This window comes from Pseudoalteromonas sp. A41-2, from assembly GCF_015767615.1.
GTDB lineage: Bacteria > Pseudomonadota > Gammaproteobacteria > Enterobacterales > Alteromonadaceae > Pseudoalteromonas > Pseudoalteromonas lipolytica.
On sequence record NZ_CP065231.1, the window covers coordinates 3,189,256 to 3,205,149 of the forward strand.

At 41.4% G+C, this 15,894-nt stretch carries 10 protein-coding genes and 1 tRNA gene; 1 reads left to right on the forward strand and 10 read right to left on the reverse strand.

Annotation, left to right across the window (positions count from 1 at the left end):
- Nucleotides 1-3 precede the first annotated feature (3 nt).
- The 8 genes from pseG to IT970_RS14390 form a co-directional block, all read right to left on the reverse strand.
- Complete coding sequence (gene pseG / locus IT970_RS14355; RefSeq protein WP_196857452.1) at nt 4-1,530, reverse strand: UDP-2,4-diacetamido-2,4,6-trideoxy-beta-L-altropyranose hydrolase; 1,527 nt, start codon at nt 1,528-1,530, stop codon at nt 4-6.
- A complete protein-coding gene (gene pseF, locus IT970_RS14360; protein WP_182395683.1) occupies nt 1,524-2,210 on the reverse strand; it encodes a pseudaminic acid cytidylyltransferase in 687 nt (228 codons plus the stop codon). Before pseF ends, pseG begins: the two co-directional genes overlap by 7 nt.
- A 2-nt stretch (nt 2,211-2,212) precedes the next feature.
- Nucleotides 2,213-3,373 carry a UDP-4-amino-4,6-dideoxy-N-acetyl-beta-L-altrosamine transaminase gene (pseC, locus tag IT970_RS14365; protein ID WP_075593908.1) on the reverse strand — a complete coding sequence of 387 codons (1,161 nt, stop codon included), beginning with the start codon at nt 3,371-3,373 and terminating at the stop codon, nt 2,213-2,215.
- 12 nt (nt 3,374-3,385) lie between these two features.
- Nucleotides 3,386-4,399, reverse strand: a complete 1,014-nt coding sequence (pseB, locus tag IT970_RS14370) for a UDP-N-acetylglucosamine 4,6-dehydratase (inverting) (RefSeq protein WP_075593907.1) — start codon at nt 4,397-4,399, stop codon at nt 3,386-3,388.
- A gap of 48 nt (nt 4,400-4,447) precedes the next feature.
- The gene (locus IT970_RS14375) at nt 4,448-5,416 is read right to left on the reverse strand and encodes a Wzz/FepE/Etk N-terminal domain-containing protein (protein WP_075593906.1); all 969 of its coding nucleotides are present in this window, start codon (nt 5,414-5,416) and stop codon (nt 4,448-4,450) included.
- 58 nt (nt 5,417-5,474) lie between these two features.
- Nucleotides 5,475-8,144 (reverse strand): SLBB domain-containing protein, encoded by a 2,670-nt coding sequence (locus tag IT970_RS14380; RefSeq protein WP_196857803.1) that lies wholly within the window; start codon nt 8,142-8,144, stop codon nt 5,475-5,477.
- Nucleotides 8,145-8,270: 126 nt separating this feature from the next.
- The gene (locus IT970_RS14385) at nt 8,271-9,050 is read right to left on the reverse strand and encodes a DUF481 domain-containing protein (protein WP_036973284.1); all 780 of its coding nucleotides are present in this window, start codon (nt 9,048-9,050) and stop codon (nt 8,271-8,273) included.
- Nucleotides 9,051-9,085: 35 nt separating this feature from the next.
- Complete coding sequence (locus IT970_RS14390) at nt 9,086-9,904, reverse strand: mechanosensitive ion channel family protein (RefSeq protein ID WP_036973285.1); 819 nt, start codon at nt 9,902-9,904, stop codon at nt 9,086-9,088.
- 277 nt (nt 9,905-10,181) lie between these two features.
- Here IT970_RS14390 and IT970_RS14395 point away from each other — a divergent pair.
- Nucleotides 10,182-10,258: transfer RNA gene (locus tag IT970_RS14395), tRNA-His, on the forward strand.
- A 706-nt stretch (nt 10,259-10,964) separates the two neighbouring features.
- On the opposite strand, the gene nagP is transcribed toward IT970_RS14395, so the two are convergent.
- A complete protein-coding gene (gene nagP, locus IT970_RS14400) occupies nt 10,965-12,248 on the reverse strand; it encodes an N-acetylglucosamine MFS transporter NagP (RefSeq protein WP_409076797.1) in 1,284 nt (427 codons plus the stop codon).
- Nucleotides 12,249-12,463: 215 nt separating this feature from the next.
- Nucleotides 12,464-15,109 (reverse strand): family 20 glycosylhydrolase, encoded by a 2,646-nt coding sequence (locus IT970_RS14405; protein ID WP_036973286.1) that lies wholly within the window; start codon nt 15,107-15,109, stop codon nt 12,464-12,466.
- Nucleotides 15,110-15,894 lie beyond the last annotated feature (785 nt).

The window sequence follows — 15,894 nt, forward strand, 5'->3', positions numbered from 1 at the left end:
TCCTCACTCCACAACTGGTCGAGTAAATTGCTCTGAATTGACTCTCTGATACCCTGCGCTACTAAAAAGCGCTTGTGATGCCGCGTTTTCTTTTAATACCGTGGCATTTATTATCACATCAGGGTGTAAGTTATCTATTTGCTGTAAGGCATATTTTCCTATGCCCTTGCCAAAATAATCAGCGTCAATAAAAATTGAAATCGTGTATTGACCTTGCGCGCTATTATCAAGGCGAACCACACCCACAGGTGCCGTTTCTTTGTTATTTTCGTCAACAAGTTCAATAATATAAAAATAGTCGTTGTTTGCTGCGAGCTTCTTTGTCATCCATGCTTGATGCTCTGAAAAACTCGGCACCGCTTTATTTAATGCATATTTTCGTGTTTCTGGCTTACACTGCCACTCGTAAACTTGTTCAATATCTGAGGTGATAGCGGGCCGTAACTTTAACCTAAACTCACTCAGTCGGTTAATGGCTTTCACCACTCGCTGTACTCCCTGTCCATCACACAGCTGTAAATTAATTCTCCGTATCTCTTCATACTGACTGAGTAATTCATGATACGTTGGCACTAAATCTGTCTGTATTCGAGATAGGTCTACTTGTTTTGCAGCACCTACCAATGCCAAATTACGGCTAATTGTTTGCTGATTTTCAGCCAGGGCAATAATAATGCTTGGTAGCCCAACACATGCTCGCTCCCACGAGGTACTTCCCGGTGCGCCTATTGCAAGTGAATGCTCGGCCATTAATGCTGCCATATCACTTACAAAGTCAATATGCGTTACCCAATGTGGATGTTGTAACGAAAATGCCTTTACACTTTCATAATTTGGCGCGCGGGGGCTTAATAAAACGGTGACAAGTGGCTTTGTGTCAAGCTGCTGTAAAGCCTGCAGAGCTCGAAGTGTCGCGTTTGGTGCATCAATGCCTCCCATCGAAAGAAGGATACGAGGCGGCTGTCGCAAAGGCGGCTGTTTTTCTACTTGGCACTGTTGGTGATATGTCGCAAAAACAGGCGCAATTAGTGCGTATTGCGTTCCTGCAAGTACCAATGCATTGGCATTTTTTCGGTTATACTCCGCTGCGTGTCGTTGTAATGTTTGATCGATAATTAATTCAGCGTCATGCGCTCTCACTAAGTCATCAATTACAACCACTTTACAATCATGCGTTTCTTTTACTCGCTTGTGCCATAAAGCACCAATACCATAATGGTCAACAATGACTAAGTCCGTCGATTTAATTAAATCAGCACACTCTGCTGCATCATCAAGCTCTGGGACTTGAAGCCAGGCTTGATAGTCATCTGTACTAACAGGTTCGACTGGGCACGCTAGCGCTGAAAGTGGGCAAACATTGTGACCGCGCTGCTTAATAAATGATATTAAGTCACCGGCTTGTGGACGAGTCAAAAAAACAACTTGGTGGCCATGGATTGACAGCGCATCCGCCAAAACCAAACAGCGCATAACATGACCACTACCAATGTGAGTGGATGCGTCAACCCGAAAAGCAATTTTTAGCATTTGATAACCTGAAATAACGCTTCAGCTAAATCCCAATCCTCTGGCGTATCAATGTCTTGCACTTGCTTTCGTGGCAAAAGTACAGCTTTTGACTTAACCCCAAATATAGGCCGTTTAGCTTTAAATGCGTCCGCTGTGCCCCAATAAAATTGGCCCGCATCATGGTATGCTTCAATTAAATCTTGCGAACGGGTATTAAAGTGCTCCGGTTGAAACATTTCAACCGTGCCTTCGGCATTCAGTTTTAGCGCTCGCTGAATAGGAAATGCATAACTCGTTGCACTAAATGCATAATCCAACTCACCCGATTGCAATGCTTCATACCCTTGTTTTAGGTTACTTGGCAAAACAAACGGCGCGGTTGCATAAAGACAACAGACATTATCAATAGCATCACCCTGTGCCTCAAGCCATTCAAGCGCATGTTTCATAACATCCAAAGTCGTTGCGTAATCATCCGCAATATCTGCTGGTCGCATAAACGGCACCTGTGCGCCAAACTGCTGTGCAACATCGGCAATTTCAGCATCATCTGTTGACACTATCACCTTGTCAAAACACCCGCTTTTGATAGCCGCTTCTATCGAATAGGCTATCATTGGCTTACCATGAAACAGTTTGATGTTTTTTCGCGGAATGCGTTTACTGCCACCCCGAGCTGGAATGATTGCTATATTCACGACTATTCACTCAAAACAGCTGTTAATTGCTTCACAACGTCATCTTGCTGTTCATGGGTCATCCCGTGAAACATCGGGATAGAAATCGCTTCTGCGTAATAACGCTCAGCTTCTGGATAGTCACCTACGTTAAAACCCATTCGCTGATAATACGGCTGCAAGTGCACCGGAATATAGTGCAAATTGACTCCGATACCCGCCGCTCTTAGCTCATCAAATACCTGTTTGTGTGATTTGGTGATGGCGCTTAAATTCAAACGAATTACATATAAATGCAAGCCAGAATACGTCTCAGGCAACTGATACGGCAAAGTAATCGGTAAATGTGCAAGCTTTTCATTGTAACGATTAGCTAACTGATGGCGAGCAGCGACAAACGACTCTAAGCGTGACATTTGCGACACTCCTAGTGCCGCCTGTAACTCTGTCATACGGTAGTTAAAACCTAGGTCAACTTGCTCATAGTACCAGCCGCCGTGTGATGGATTTTCCATCAAGGCTTCATCTCGAGTGATACCATGACTTCTATACAGTGCCATTTTATCGGCCAGCGCTTTATCATTTGTGAGTGCTGCGCCCCCTTCTGCCGTCGTGACAATTTTAACAGGGTGAAAACTAAAGACGGTTATATCACTGTATTCACACGCACCAATCGGTTGTGACTGGTAACGACCACCAATCGCATGCGACGCATCTTCTATTACTTTAAAACCATACTCGCGTGATAGCGCATGGATAGCTTTCATATCACAAGGTTGACCACACAGGTGAACAGCCACTAACACCTTTGGTAACGTTCCCGAAACTTTAGCGCGTTGTAACTTCGCCTCTAATGCAGTAGGACATAGGTTGTACGTTTGTGGATCAATATCGACAAAATCAACCGTCGCACCACAATAAAGGCCACAATTAGCTGATGCAACAAATGTGACGGGTGTTGTCCAAAGAACATCCCCCTGCCCTAGCTCCAAGGCTAAACAGGCAATATGCAATGCTGAGGTGGCACTATTAACTGCTAATGCGTAATGTGCACCAGTGGCATCCATTAACGACTTTTCAAATGCAGGCACTTGTGGCCCTTGAGTTAAAAAGTCTGACTTCAATACCTCAACAACAGCGTTGATATCTTCTGCTGTGATAGATTGCTTTCCGTACGGTATCATTTATGCGTTCTCTTATACTTCAAACGTAGGATCAACGTGCTCTTTGACTAAGTGGCGTAAACTTTCAACGGTTTCCCACTCGGTGTTTGTACCTGAGTTGTATTTGAAACCAAAAGGAACTTTCTTCGCTTTATGGTGCTCAAGAAATTGCGCTTCAGTGTACATGTAAGAAACTGACGGTAGAATCGCGTACTTGTCACCTAAATCAATGGTATTAATTGAGTCGGTTTCAGTGAGCATTTCTTCATGTAACTTTTCACCAGGGCGAATACCAACAACTTCAGTCTTACACTCTGGAGCCACGGCTGTAGCAACATCTAAAATTTTGTATGAAGGAATTTTAGGAATAAAGATTTCACCACCTAAATGATGGCCAATCGCAAACATAACCAAATCTACGCCATCTTGAAGGGAAATATTAAAACGTGTCATTTCTTCGTGCGTAATAGGTAGAATACCGTCTTGACGCTTATTCAAGAAAAATGGAATAACCGAGCCACGTGAACCCATAACATTACCATAACGAACAACGCTAAATTTAATGTCTTTTGAGCCTTTAATATTGTTCGCCGCTGCAAATAACTTATCAGATGCAAGTTTTGTTGCTCCGTATAAGTTAATTGGGGCACATGCTTTGTCTGTTGACAATGCAACAACGTCTTTAACGCCGCATTCTAGTGCCGCATGAATCACATTCTCTGCGCCATCTACATTAGTACGAATACATTCTGTTGGGTTATATTCTGCTGTATCTACTTGCTTAATTGCAGCAGCATGAATAATCACGTCAACACCTTCACACGCTTGCTTTACACGCTCTTTATCACGTACATCACCAATAAAAAAGCGTAACTGGGGAAACTGTTGTGGCGGGTAGCTCATACGAAGCTCTGATTGCTTCAATTCGTCACGAGAAAAAACAATAATCTTTTTCACGTCAGGGTAACGCGCTAAAATTGTCTCTATAAATTTCTTACCGAATGAACCCGTGCCACCCGTGATTAATACTGTTTTGTTATTTAACATTTTGTTCTCTCTAAAGTGATTTGGTTAAGTATGGATAGTTAAATAACATTACTTAACCTCAAAGTGTCTAGGGGAAACTGAGTTACCTCTTCTAAGAATGTAGTTCAAGAAAACGAGTGCGACTCCCACTACACCGCCAATTAAAGTCATAAAAATACAGATCAATGCTCTTTTTGGCTTAAACTTTTCTTCTGGTATTACAGCGGGATCAATAGTCCTGAATACATATTCATCTCTAACTTCAGAAAACATTATAGTCTTACTCTGCTCTTCAATGAGTTTATAAAGGATCGCCCGCATGTCAGCTACATTCGTTTGCTCGATCTGTTGCTTAAGGTATTCAATATTTTTAACAGAGCTACTAAGATCTCGTTGTTTCATTTTTTTATTGATATCTTGCACTAGCCATCTAACCCACTTTTCAGCAACATATGGGGAGTAATGCTCTACAGAAAGAGTGATCATTCCTGTTTCTTCTGACACATTTATAGACACAATTTTTGTATACTCTTTGTAAGCTTCTTGCATTGATGGTTTTGCTTTTAATGGCCACTCAACCTTACGAACCCACTTTTGAGTATCTTTATCGTATAGATCCTCATTGTATAAAACTTTATTGCTGGCACTATCCCAAGACTCTGCTGCCATTAAATCAGCTAAAAGCTCATGTGAATTAATAAACTCACTAGCAAACTGCCTCGACTTAATAATCTCAATAGCTAATTGTACCTTATCGCCGCCTTTATTGGCATTAAGGTTAATACCTGCAAAACTAGCGAGACCACTAAATTGGCCTGTTAAAGCTGATAACCCACTTGCTGTATCATTATCAGCTGCAGGAGCTAAAACTGCATATGACTTATATACATTTGGTAATAGGAGTGAAATTAGCACTCCTGATAATGCAAACAAGATTGTTATTATCAATACTTTCAACCGACCTTGCCAAATAATAAGTACAAACTCACTAATATTGAGATACTCATCATCTCGTGGGCTCAATTTTTTTTCTGTCACACTATTGCTACCTAATGTTTTTCTTTCAGTGAAATATCAAACTGCACAAGAGCTTAATTTAAATACTACTAATCGCTGCTACGGCTACACCAAGCTGATAAACAATCTGCGTTGCAGTGCTCCACAAGGTTAAGTTATCCATGTAATCAGCATTCATTGGTACAACGATAGTGTCGCCCGCTTCTAAGAGCTGTGAATCATTAACTGCAAACCAGCTGCCGCTATTTGGAATTTTTACTGAACCATTTGCTTTAATGATATAGATTCGATCATCAGCGGCACGCTCTTTTAAACCACCACTGAGGCTGATGTAATCTTCAACGTCAATACCGGGTTTAAACAAGTGAGAAGTCGCGTAGTTTACTTCTCCAATAACGCTTATTGAGTCACGTTTGCTTGGGACATAAAGCGTGTCGCCATTTTGTAAAACTAGTTTTTGTTTGTTATCTGCAATCAGTGGAAGGTCAATAACTAAACGTCCTACAGCTTCAACATTTGCCAAATCAATAAGTAACTTGTTCATTTCTTCATAAGAAAGGGTGTTACTACTTACGGATTTTTCAAAGCTTTTTGTGGCAATGTCTCGACGTAAGTCTTCTGATAGTTTTGCTAACTGTTGTTGTTCTTGTTTTCGTATTGACTCACGAGTAAAGATAGCTGCATCGGGTTCTGCAAAGTCAGAAAAACCCCCAGCTCTTTCAAGCAGGTTAGTAAGGGTTTCTCCACGTCGAATGGTGTATACACCAGGAAACTTAACTTCACCTTTTAGCTCAACTTTTACGTTTTCTTGCCAATTAGGAATAGAGAAAATATTAATACTATCTTTACTACGCAATATTTTATTTTCAGCTTTTTCACCTAGCATAGCTGCATGTAGGTCAAACTTGATGTGTTCAACTTTTGACGCATCACCCGCAACAATCCGAGTGATTTCAGCTTGTTCTGTATAAGCTGACTCAAGTAAGCCTCCGGCTGCTGCAATAAGTTCATTTACTTCGCTGCCAACCGTTAACGGGTAAACGCCTGGGTACGTAACATGACCATTAATTTCAACAAGTTGCATTGCTGCAGTAACAGAGGCTTGCTGTTTAAGCTTTGCTATGATTGGTTTTAATAAGTTATAGCGACTAAAGACTGCGTAATCTTCAGGTTCTAATTCCTGCTCTTCTTCTTTCGCTTTACGCTTCGATATTTCTGCGATGGTGAGTACTTTTTCTTCTTCAAGTTTGAAAGGGTCTTCTTCTTTTAAAACACCAATATAGCGTTCAAACTCTTTGTTCTGATATTCGTGCCATTGCTTCACTTTAAATTGCTGTTGCTGTTGCTCTTCGCTTAACGCCATATTTGCAAGTGCTATTTCTTCAGCTTCTTTTTCTTGATAACGGCTAAAAACAAACAGTTTATCGTTTGCTTTTAACTCTAAATCATGACCTTGAGCTTTCACGATAGCTTGGGCAATATCAAATTGAAAAACCTCAATATCACCAGCAACGTTTATTTCACGTACCAGTAAGCCATAACCAAGATCGGCCTGTGGCAGTAAGTCGCCACGCACTGAAGTGAAAATATCTGAAATGCGTTTACCTTGATGCCATTGGTAATGACCAGGACGCGCAACAGCACCAATTAAGCTAACACTATTTTGATACTGTAAACTGATAGGGTTAAAACGAATACGGTCACCATCACGCGGAATATAGCTAATTCTATCTGAGCTAAAGTCAACAGATAATACTTCTTTCATGTTGTGATTGTTAAAGCGCTCAACCAACGCTTTTTTAGCATATGCTTGTGGCTTTAAACCGCCAGCCATTTTTAAAAGCTGCTCTGCCGTTTCGCCTTTTTTTAACTCAAAAATTGCTGGACGTTTTACAAGTCCCTCAACAGCAACTTGCGAACCAACAGGCGGGATAAAAACAACATCACCTGGCTTTAATATAATATCGTTACTGCTATCACCCTTAATAAGCAGATCGTACAAGTCAAAATTTGCAACAACTTTACCGGCACGTTTAACTTGTATGTTTCGTAATGAGGCTATTTCTGACACCCCGCCGCTCACAAACAAAGCATGCGATACTGTAGTCAGTGATGACACACTGTAACTACCCGGTTTATAAGCTTCACCTAACACTAAAATACGAATACTACGAAGTTTACCGACCGATACAAACGCTTTAATGCCAATAACTTCCTGTTCAACTTTGGCTTTAATGAGCTCTTTTACTTCTGCAAATGTAAGCCCTGCAACTTGGACTGGGCTAAGATTTGGGATACTTATACGGCCTTCACGATCAACCATCACATCGTAGCTTTCACTTTCTTTACCATAAAAGTTAATAGTAAGCTCATCACCACGGCCAATTAGATAAGTATCTGGGACTGCGGCATTTTCGCTGGGCATAAATGTGGTTGGCTCACCAGCAAATAGCTCATAACCAAAAGGTTTTACTTCATCGACTTTCGGCGCAAAACGTTCATCGTCTGTGAGTTCTTCTTGTTCTTTTTCAAAGCGAGGTTGAATTGTTGACTCTTGTTCAACAGATTCTTTATTAGAGGTTTTGCCTGTTATGGTGGATAAATCGACACCATATTGCTTAGCAAGCGCTTCTTGCTGAGCTTTAGGAAGCTTTTTAAATTGCTCAATTTGAGCTGCTGTAGGGGTAAATGCCAATACTGATGCAGAAGTTAATAGCAAAAAAGTAATAAAGAGTCTTTTAAATAACATCACAAGTAGGGATTTCCATAGTTCTACAGTCAAAAAGATTGTCTATTCTACCTGAAATGACAAAAAATAAAAAAGGGACTTTCGTCCCTTTCTGTCATAAAAACATCAATATTCCGGTTTATTTAGTTAAAAACTGTAAACCAACGTTAATGACGTTTCAGTATCTGTATTTTCTTTGTCGTCAGCGACATCAGAGTTGTGAGTAATGTTGTACGCCACTTTCATTTGCAGTGAACCATTAATTTTGGCAAGAATGGCTGATTCAGAACGTGTTTTGGTGTTGGTATCACCGTATTCCACAGAAACGAGCTGAGTGAAACGCGCACTGTCTGAAATTTGCCAATTGTAGTCAAGTTTACCTAACGCAATTACTTCACCTTCGCGTTCACCCGCAAGTGAGTTACCGTTTTCGTCAACTTCTGTGCTTGTATCTGGGTATTGGAAGTATTTATAACCTGGACCCACTTCTGCATTTAACCACATATCAGAACGGTCGATTAGTCGTAAACCATAACCCGCTGAAACTACGGTCTCATTACGGTAAGCACCAAAGTAATCAGATACGTGCGAACCGTAAATGAATAGGTGTGAGTGCTTTTCGTTTAGCTTGTAGTTACCCTGTGCAGAAAAAGAGTACTTTTCGTTAGTACGTTGTGTTTCTTTAACACCGGCATCATTTTCGATCTCGTCTTCTTTATAAAGACCATCAAGCTTATATTCGTTATTCCAGCTCTCAAGGTTATGTAATACCTTTATGCCACCTTTTAGAGTGGTTGTTTCTGTATTACCGCTGGTTATGATGGCACCTAACTCACTCGTAACGTCCCACGTTTTCGTTTCATCGGCTGCGAATGCGCTAGTTGCAGCAGATGCTGCAACTAGAATTGATAAAGCTTTTAATTTCATTAAAAAATAACCTTTACTACTTTTAATTAGACAATTTAGTCTTCTTTGTGCAAATGAACGTCCATTTGCGGGAATGGAATAGTGATGTTTGCATCATCAAGTGCAATCTTAATGTTTTCCATTAAGTCGAAATATGTTGGCCAATAGTCAGCAGAGTTAACCCATGGACGAACCACAAAGTTTACGCTTGAATCGGCAAGTTCAGATACAGCTACTGTGTATGCAGGATCTTTTAATAAACGTGTTTCTTTGTCTAGTACTGACTTAAGCACTGCTTTTGCTTCTTTAAGATCAGCGTCGTAACCAACACCAATTACTAAGTCGATACGACGTGTAGACTCACGTGAATAGTTAACAATTGCATCGCCCATGATTTTTGAGTTAGGCATTACAATTACTTTGTTGTCTGGTGTGCGCATTTCTGTAGAGAAAATTTCAATTTTCTTAACCGTACCCGCTTTACCGCCAGCTTCAACATAGTCACCTGATTTGAACGGACGAAGTAAAATAATTAATACGCCAGAAGCAAAGTTAGATAATGAACCCTGAAGTGCTAAACCAACAGCTAAGCCCGCAGCACCTAAGATAGCAATGAATGATGTTGTCTCGATACCTAGTTGAGATAGAGCCATTAAGATTGTTGCAGCAAAAACGATTGCATAAACAATGCTCGCTACAAATGAACCTACCGCTTTATCTACTTTTTTCTTATCAAATGCTTTTTCAGTTAACCCTTCGCAGAATTTGGCGATGCGGCTACCAATAAAGAAGATAATTAGCGCCAGAACAGCCTGAACGGCGTAATGTATTATTAAATCTGAATTCTCATTGATCCAGTTCATTATTGTATCCATGTTCTCTCCTGAAGTTCATTTTTAGCGTAACGCTGTTGAAATTATATATGATCTTTGGTTAAAAAATCATTAAATAACATGCAGATTAATCAATGAGTGATTGCTTAATTGCAAAAGCGAGAGTCTAGCCCCCGAAACTGAACGCCAGCTGACCAGTGTTAAGTTTCTGAAATTTCTTACTCTTTCAACTTTTTTATCTTTTTTTATATTTAGGGGTTCACAAGCCCACGTTAATTATGTAATATGCGCGCCACACCAAACATGGTGTATCTCAGTGGCGGCTGTAGCTCAGTTGGTAGAGCCCCCGGATTGTGATTCCGGTTGTCGTGGGTTCAAGCCCCATCAGTCGCCCCACTCCCCCCCCCCTTTTGTATTTCTTTTGTTGTTCCTTTATAGATTTATTCTTAGCCTAGTTACCCTAGCATTATTTTATTTCAATTTTTAGCCTTTGTTTTTTAACTCTCTGTTTTTATTCAGCGCATCTTATACATTTCACCTTGCTTATTTTTTAACCTCAAAGCTATTTAAAAAGTTGCTGCGCAAACGCGCCATGCAAGCATAACGCCTACGGTTTAATGTAGGCGTGAAATTTATTTCGCGCGAATAGGTTGTAAGCAACGAGTTGCGAAGTGCGAGGTGCGAACTAAACCGAGATGGTTGTTTAAGGCCAGTTAAAAGGTTTGCTTTTTCGGCGTTAAAACGTCTCCTAAGTATGTCGTGTGTATCTTTTGTAGGAAGGGCTTTAGCCGTGAAAGGGTTTAAAGCTACGAAGTACGAGCAGCGAGGTGCGAGCTAAACCGAGATGACTGTTTGCTTTTCGGCGTTAAAACGCCCCCCACGAGTGTCGTGTGCATCTTTTGTAGGAAGGGCTTTAGCCGTGAATTTTTAAAGGTAAGTTGCTGCGCAAACGCGCGATGCAAGCATAACGCCTACGGTTTAAATAAGACAAAAAAATGCCACCTTTCGGTGGCATTACACACGGGATTATTTCTATTTACTAGAAATGCTTTACATCAGTGCAAGGCCGACGATTTACTCGTCTTTACCTCACGCTTTTTAATTACTTCCAACTTTTCATTTTATGCCCTTTCACAGCATAGAAAAGTATGAATAAATAACAAGGCAACATCACAATATAAGCCATTTGTTGCGCCTCGGCACTTTTAACGCCGCCACTTGCCAAGCCCCAAAATAACGGACCAAATGCACCGCCGGCAATACCCATAACAAGCAAGCCCGATCCCACACTGGTAAGCTTACCTAAGCCCGAAAGCGCTAGCGGCCAAACTGCTGGCCAAACAATTGCATTGGCAAAGCCTAGCACAGCAATCAGCAATAAGGTATCAGGAAGTACCGATTTTAGGCCAAGCAATGTAGAAATAACGACCGATTCATTACTGCCAGTTACTATCGCAAGCGTTAACACACAGCCTAACAGCGCTGAAATAGTCAGTGCTGCCTGCTGAGACAACACTCGTGGAATCAATAAGATACCTAAAAAGTAACCAAGTACCATACAACCCATGGTGTACGATGTCATCACACTGTATTGCTCGACACCCAATGACAGAGCAAAGCTACCAATGGTGTCACCAGCAATTACCTCGACAGCCACATACACAAACAACGCTACAATCCCTAACGCAAGGCTCGGATGCGCCAATGCTTTTTTAACTTGCCCAGGCTGCTGTTCATCAGCATCATCAATTAGTTCAGGTAACGGCATTTTAGTCACTGCGAAGCCAAGTATACCAATAAAAAGTGCCATCCCTAAATACGGTAATATTAAGCCATTGGCCATAGCATCGATGTCAGCTTGGCTGAGCTCTTTACCAACAAACCCTTTAAAATCACTCAATATGAGTGCGGTAAACACAATCGGGGCTACAACCCCTGCACCTTTATTTAAAATACCCATAACACTTACTCGGGCTGCGGCTGATTCCTCGGGACCAATTCTTACCACATACGGGTTCACCGCTGTTTGTAGTAATGTTTGACCCGCGCCCATAACGAGTTGCGCAAATAAAAACAGTGCAAACACTTGTGTTTTTGCAGCAGGAATAAATAACAACCCTGCAACCATCATGGTTGCCATGCCAAGGGCCATACCATTTTTGTAACCCACTTTACGAATAATCATCGCTGATGGAATCGCAGTGAATGTTACCGCGATATAAAACGAGAAAATAATCAACGACGCCTGAAACGGCGAAAGCTGCAAAACTTGCTGCAGGAAAGGCATTAAAGAGCCATTTAACCAAGTAGCAAAGCCTAAGATAAAAAACAGCGTGGCAACGATAGCCATAGGTATTAGGCTGCTTTGTTTATTCGTTTCTGACATGGTAATTCCCATTCATAGCATTGACTCAATTTATCAACGCCATTTGTTCAAGATGATTATAAATACGTTTGATGAAATATTTATAACACTAACGCAACAAAAATGACAGCGCTGCCATTAAACTGACATCAAATTGTAGTCATAATACGATGCCTTTAGTTAAAAGCAAGATAATAAAAAAGGGCCAAAGGCCCTTTTATTTTGCTTGTAATCTATTAATTTACATAGGTTATTCGGCTTGTTTTCTGCGAATTTAAACGGCTACGCAAGGCTACATTTGCATCATTTTCAACACTGATCGGATCAGCATAAAGCTGCCAATTTTTTCCATTATCTAGACTGTATTCAATGCTTAAATAGTTAAACGCTGTGTTGGCTTTTAACGTCCCATTTTCAATAACAGCTCCCGGCACAGGTAAATGCAAATTGATACCATCTTGCGCCAGCTTTTCGAGCTCTTTTAAACCCACAGCGCTTGAGAATTCAGCCCAGTCTTTCGCTTGCTTTTTGGTATCGACATTTTCGCCTTCCCACTCTGCTTTGTGCCACGCACGTTCTGCAACTGACAAAATACGCGGAAAAATCATCGCTAACACCTGATCTTCTGTGCGGATAGTTTCAGACCACACCTGACCTTGCATACCCAGAATATTTTCAGGTTTCTCAAGCTTAGGTAACGGGCGACCAACCAAGGCTTCTAAATTAACAATTGGCTCGCGAGTACGGGTATAGTCTGCATTCGCGTATACATCGTCTGGCATGTAGTTAAAGGTTTTTTTAGTATCGGTGTAACGGGTTGCCCAATAATAACCACGCTCTTCTGGGCTGGCTTCATAGGGATGATCGAAATATAAGTGCGTACCATGTGATAACACCACTTGGTAGCCGGCATTTGCTAACCGATATGCTCTGTCTGCAACGCCCCACTCCCAAATATTATCCCATGTATTAACCGTAAAGGTTTTATTTGGGAATTCATCACGTTTAAATGAATTCTCACGGTCATACATAATGCCATCTTCCCAAATTCCCGGGGAAATACCGCGCTTTTCTAATAGTGTCGCGACGCGTTGCGTGAAATATGGTTTAAGATCAGCGGGGCCCGACACGCCATTACTCGGCTCGGCAAATAACGCCTGACAAACAGGTGAGCCAATCCATGAACCAGCCCCCACTTCATCACCACCAATGTGTAGGTTTTTCAGCTGTACGCCCGCTTCGCGGTACATTTGTTGTAATTCATACGTTACTTTATCTAAAAATGCATAGGTTGAATCCATACAGACATTCATCGAATTATCTTTGTAATTTTGTACCGTCATATACACTGAGGTGTCTTTCGGATCGGTCAGTAGATACTGTGTTGCAGGACCCATATCCACTTGTTGTATTTCTTGCTTGGCCGAGCCAGTTTTTATATTGTTTTTAGCTGCTTTTTCGGCTTGTTCGAGCATATTATGATAACGTGCCTCCATCGCTTTTATTGATGCACGCGCATGCCCGGGTCCCTCTACTTCAGGGATGATCTGAATATGGCGATCTTTTGCGTATTTTAACAGTTCAACAAATTCTTCGCGTTTTAAGTAACCATTGCCCGAACCTGTTTTAAATGGTCCCGTACCTAGCTGCGTTAATAAACAGGTGCGCTCTTCTAAATCAAAACAACGGTATCCACCTACCTCGGTAAGCTCCGGTAGGCCAGGTATTTCGAGTCGCCAGCCTTCATCTTCAGAAAAATGCCAATGTAGCTTATTCATTTTATAGCGCGCCATTTGCTCAACGAGCTTAAACATGGCTTCTTTACCGTGAAAGTTACGGCCATTATCGTAATGCATACCACGCCAGCCATAGCGAGGTGAGTCTTCTAATTCAAGCTGAGGTAAGCTTGCTGAGCCTTGGGTTGCTGCTGGCATCAAATTAAGCACACTTTGCATCGCATAAAACACACCAGCATTATCACTGCCGACGATGTTAATGACTTCATCATCAATTTCGAGGGTGTAGCTTTCAGCTTTACCGGCATTCAGTGCAGGGTCGACTTTAAGACGAATAAGTTTCTCTTTACCAAGGTTAATATGGTCAGGCTGCGCTTTAAGGCTAATACCATAGTCATCTTGTAAGTCTTGCATAAACACCATTACTTCGTGCTTGAGCTGACCTTGATAACTAATTTGCCAATCATTATTGATAGTTGTTGTACCCCGGTTAAAGTCAACTTTGCGTGGTTTTGGAATAATGCGTTTTAGTGCTTCTTCTTTACTTACAGCAACGTTATCGGCATTGTTTCTTTCAAAGCGTACTTTAGGCGTTGCAAGCACAGATAAATCTTTCGGCTCGTTATAGCGGTATAATTGGTTATCGCGCGTAAACGGCATTACAAATTGTTTAAAGTCTTCGGTATCTGTGTTTGCAAATACCGCTGGCTTATTTTTTCCTGAAACAAAAAATGCACGCGGCATAAAATCGCTGTAAGCAACAACCCATACTTGTGCATCAAAAGGCAGTTCTAGGCTTTCACCCGCTGCTAACCCTTTAAAGCTGCTCGTTGGCACTATACGGTGTAAGTCACCATTAACATGTTCAATATTTAAGCCTGCGACATGTTCGGTCGAAATTTTACGAACAGAATGAATATAAAGCTGCCAATCACTTTCACCCGCAGGCAAAGCCACGTCAGAGCGATTATTAAGCGTAATTTGACCTAAGAACCCCGCGTCTTTATTACGGAAATTATCTTCTACCGAAAATAGTAATTCAGTGTCTTTAGCAAAGTGATTAACCTGTGATTGCGTCAGTGTCGCATGTGCGACTACAGGTGATGCTACCAGTATCGCGGCGAGTATTGACCTCTTAAAATCCATTACTTTCTCCTCGTTTAAGCCCTGAGTTTACGGTATTTATTCCGTAATATTTGTCATTTTTGTTTATTATTCATACCTATCATATAAAAACTAAAATGACAGCGCTATCATTTTATTAAAAATAAGCGGGTAGCTTCATCGTAGGAAGCGTTTTAACGCTAATTTTATTAAATAGATGTTGCTGCGCAAACGCGCCATGCAAGCATAACGCCTACGGTTTGTTGTAGGCGTGAAATTTATTTCGCGCGAAGAGGTTGTAAGCAACGAGGTGCGAGATGCGAGATAAATAAGCTTCGAGATACGAGTTGCGAGGTGCGAGCTAAACCGAGAGGGGTGCTTAATGCCAGTTAATAGGTTTGCTTTTCGGCGTTAAAACGCCTCCTACGTGTATCGTGTGCATCTTTTGTATGAGTGGCTTTAGCCGTGAAAGGGTTATAAGCTTCGAGAAGCGAGGTGCGAGATGCGAGCTAATACAGCTAAATCGAGAAGGTTGTTTAATACCACTGAACAGGTTTGCTTTTTCGGCGTTAAAACGCCTCCTACGTGTGTGATGTGCATCTTTTGTAGGAGGGGCTTTAGCCGTGGTTTTATAAAAGAGATGTTGCTGCGCAAACACGCCATGCAAGCATAACGCCTACGGTTTGTTGTAGGCGTTAAATTTATTTCGCGCGAAGAGGTTGTAAGTTACGAGGTGCGAGCTAAATCGAGATGGCTGTTTAATGCCAGTTAATAGGTTTGCTTTTCGGCGTTAAAACGCCTCCTACGTGTATCGTGTGCATCTTTTG

Coding starts and splice junctions, on each gene's coding strand:
- pseG (WP_196857452.1), bottom strand. CDS start 1,530: ATGCTAAAAATTGCTTTTCGGGTTGACGCATCCACTCACATTGGTAGT.
- pseC (WP_075593908.1), bottom strand. CDS start 3,373: ATGATACCGTACGGAAAGCAATCTATCACAGCAGAAGATATCAACGCT.
- pseB (WP_075593907.1), bottom strand. CDS start 4,399: ATGTTAAATAACAAAACAGTATTAATCACGGGTGGCACGGGTTCATTC.
- IT970_RS14380 (WP_196857803.1), bottom strand. CDS start 8,144: ATGTTATTTAAAAGACTCTTTATTACTTTTTTGCTATTAACTTCTGCA.
- IT970_RS14385 (WP_036973284.1), bottom strand. CDS start 9,050: ATGAAATTAAAAGCTTTATCAATTCTAGTTGCAGCATCTGCTGCAACT.
- IT970_RS14390 (WP_036973285.1), bottom strand. CDS start 9,904: ATGGATACAATAATGAACTGGATCAATGAGAATTCAGATTTAATAATA.
- nagP (WP_409076797.1), bottom strand. CDS start 12,248: ATGTCAGAAACGAATAAACAAAGCAGCCTAATACCTATGGCTATCGTT.
- IT970_RS14405 (WP_036973286.1), bottom strand. CDS start 15,109: ATGGATTTTAAGAGGTCAATACTCGCCGCGATACTGGTAGCATCACCT.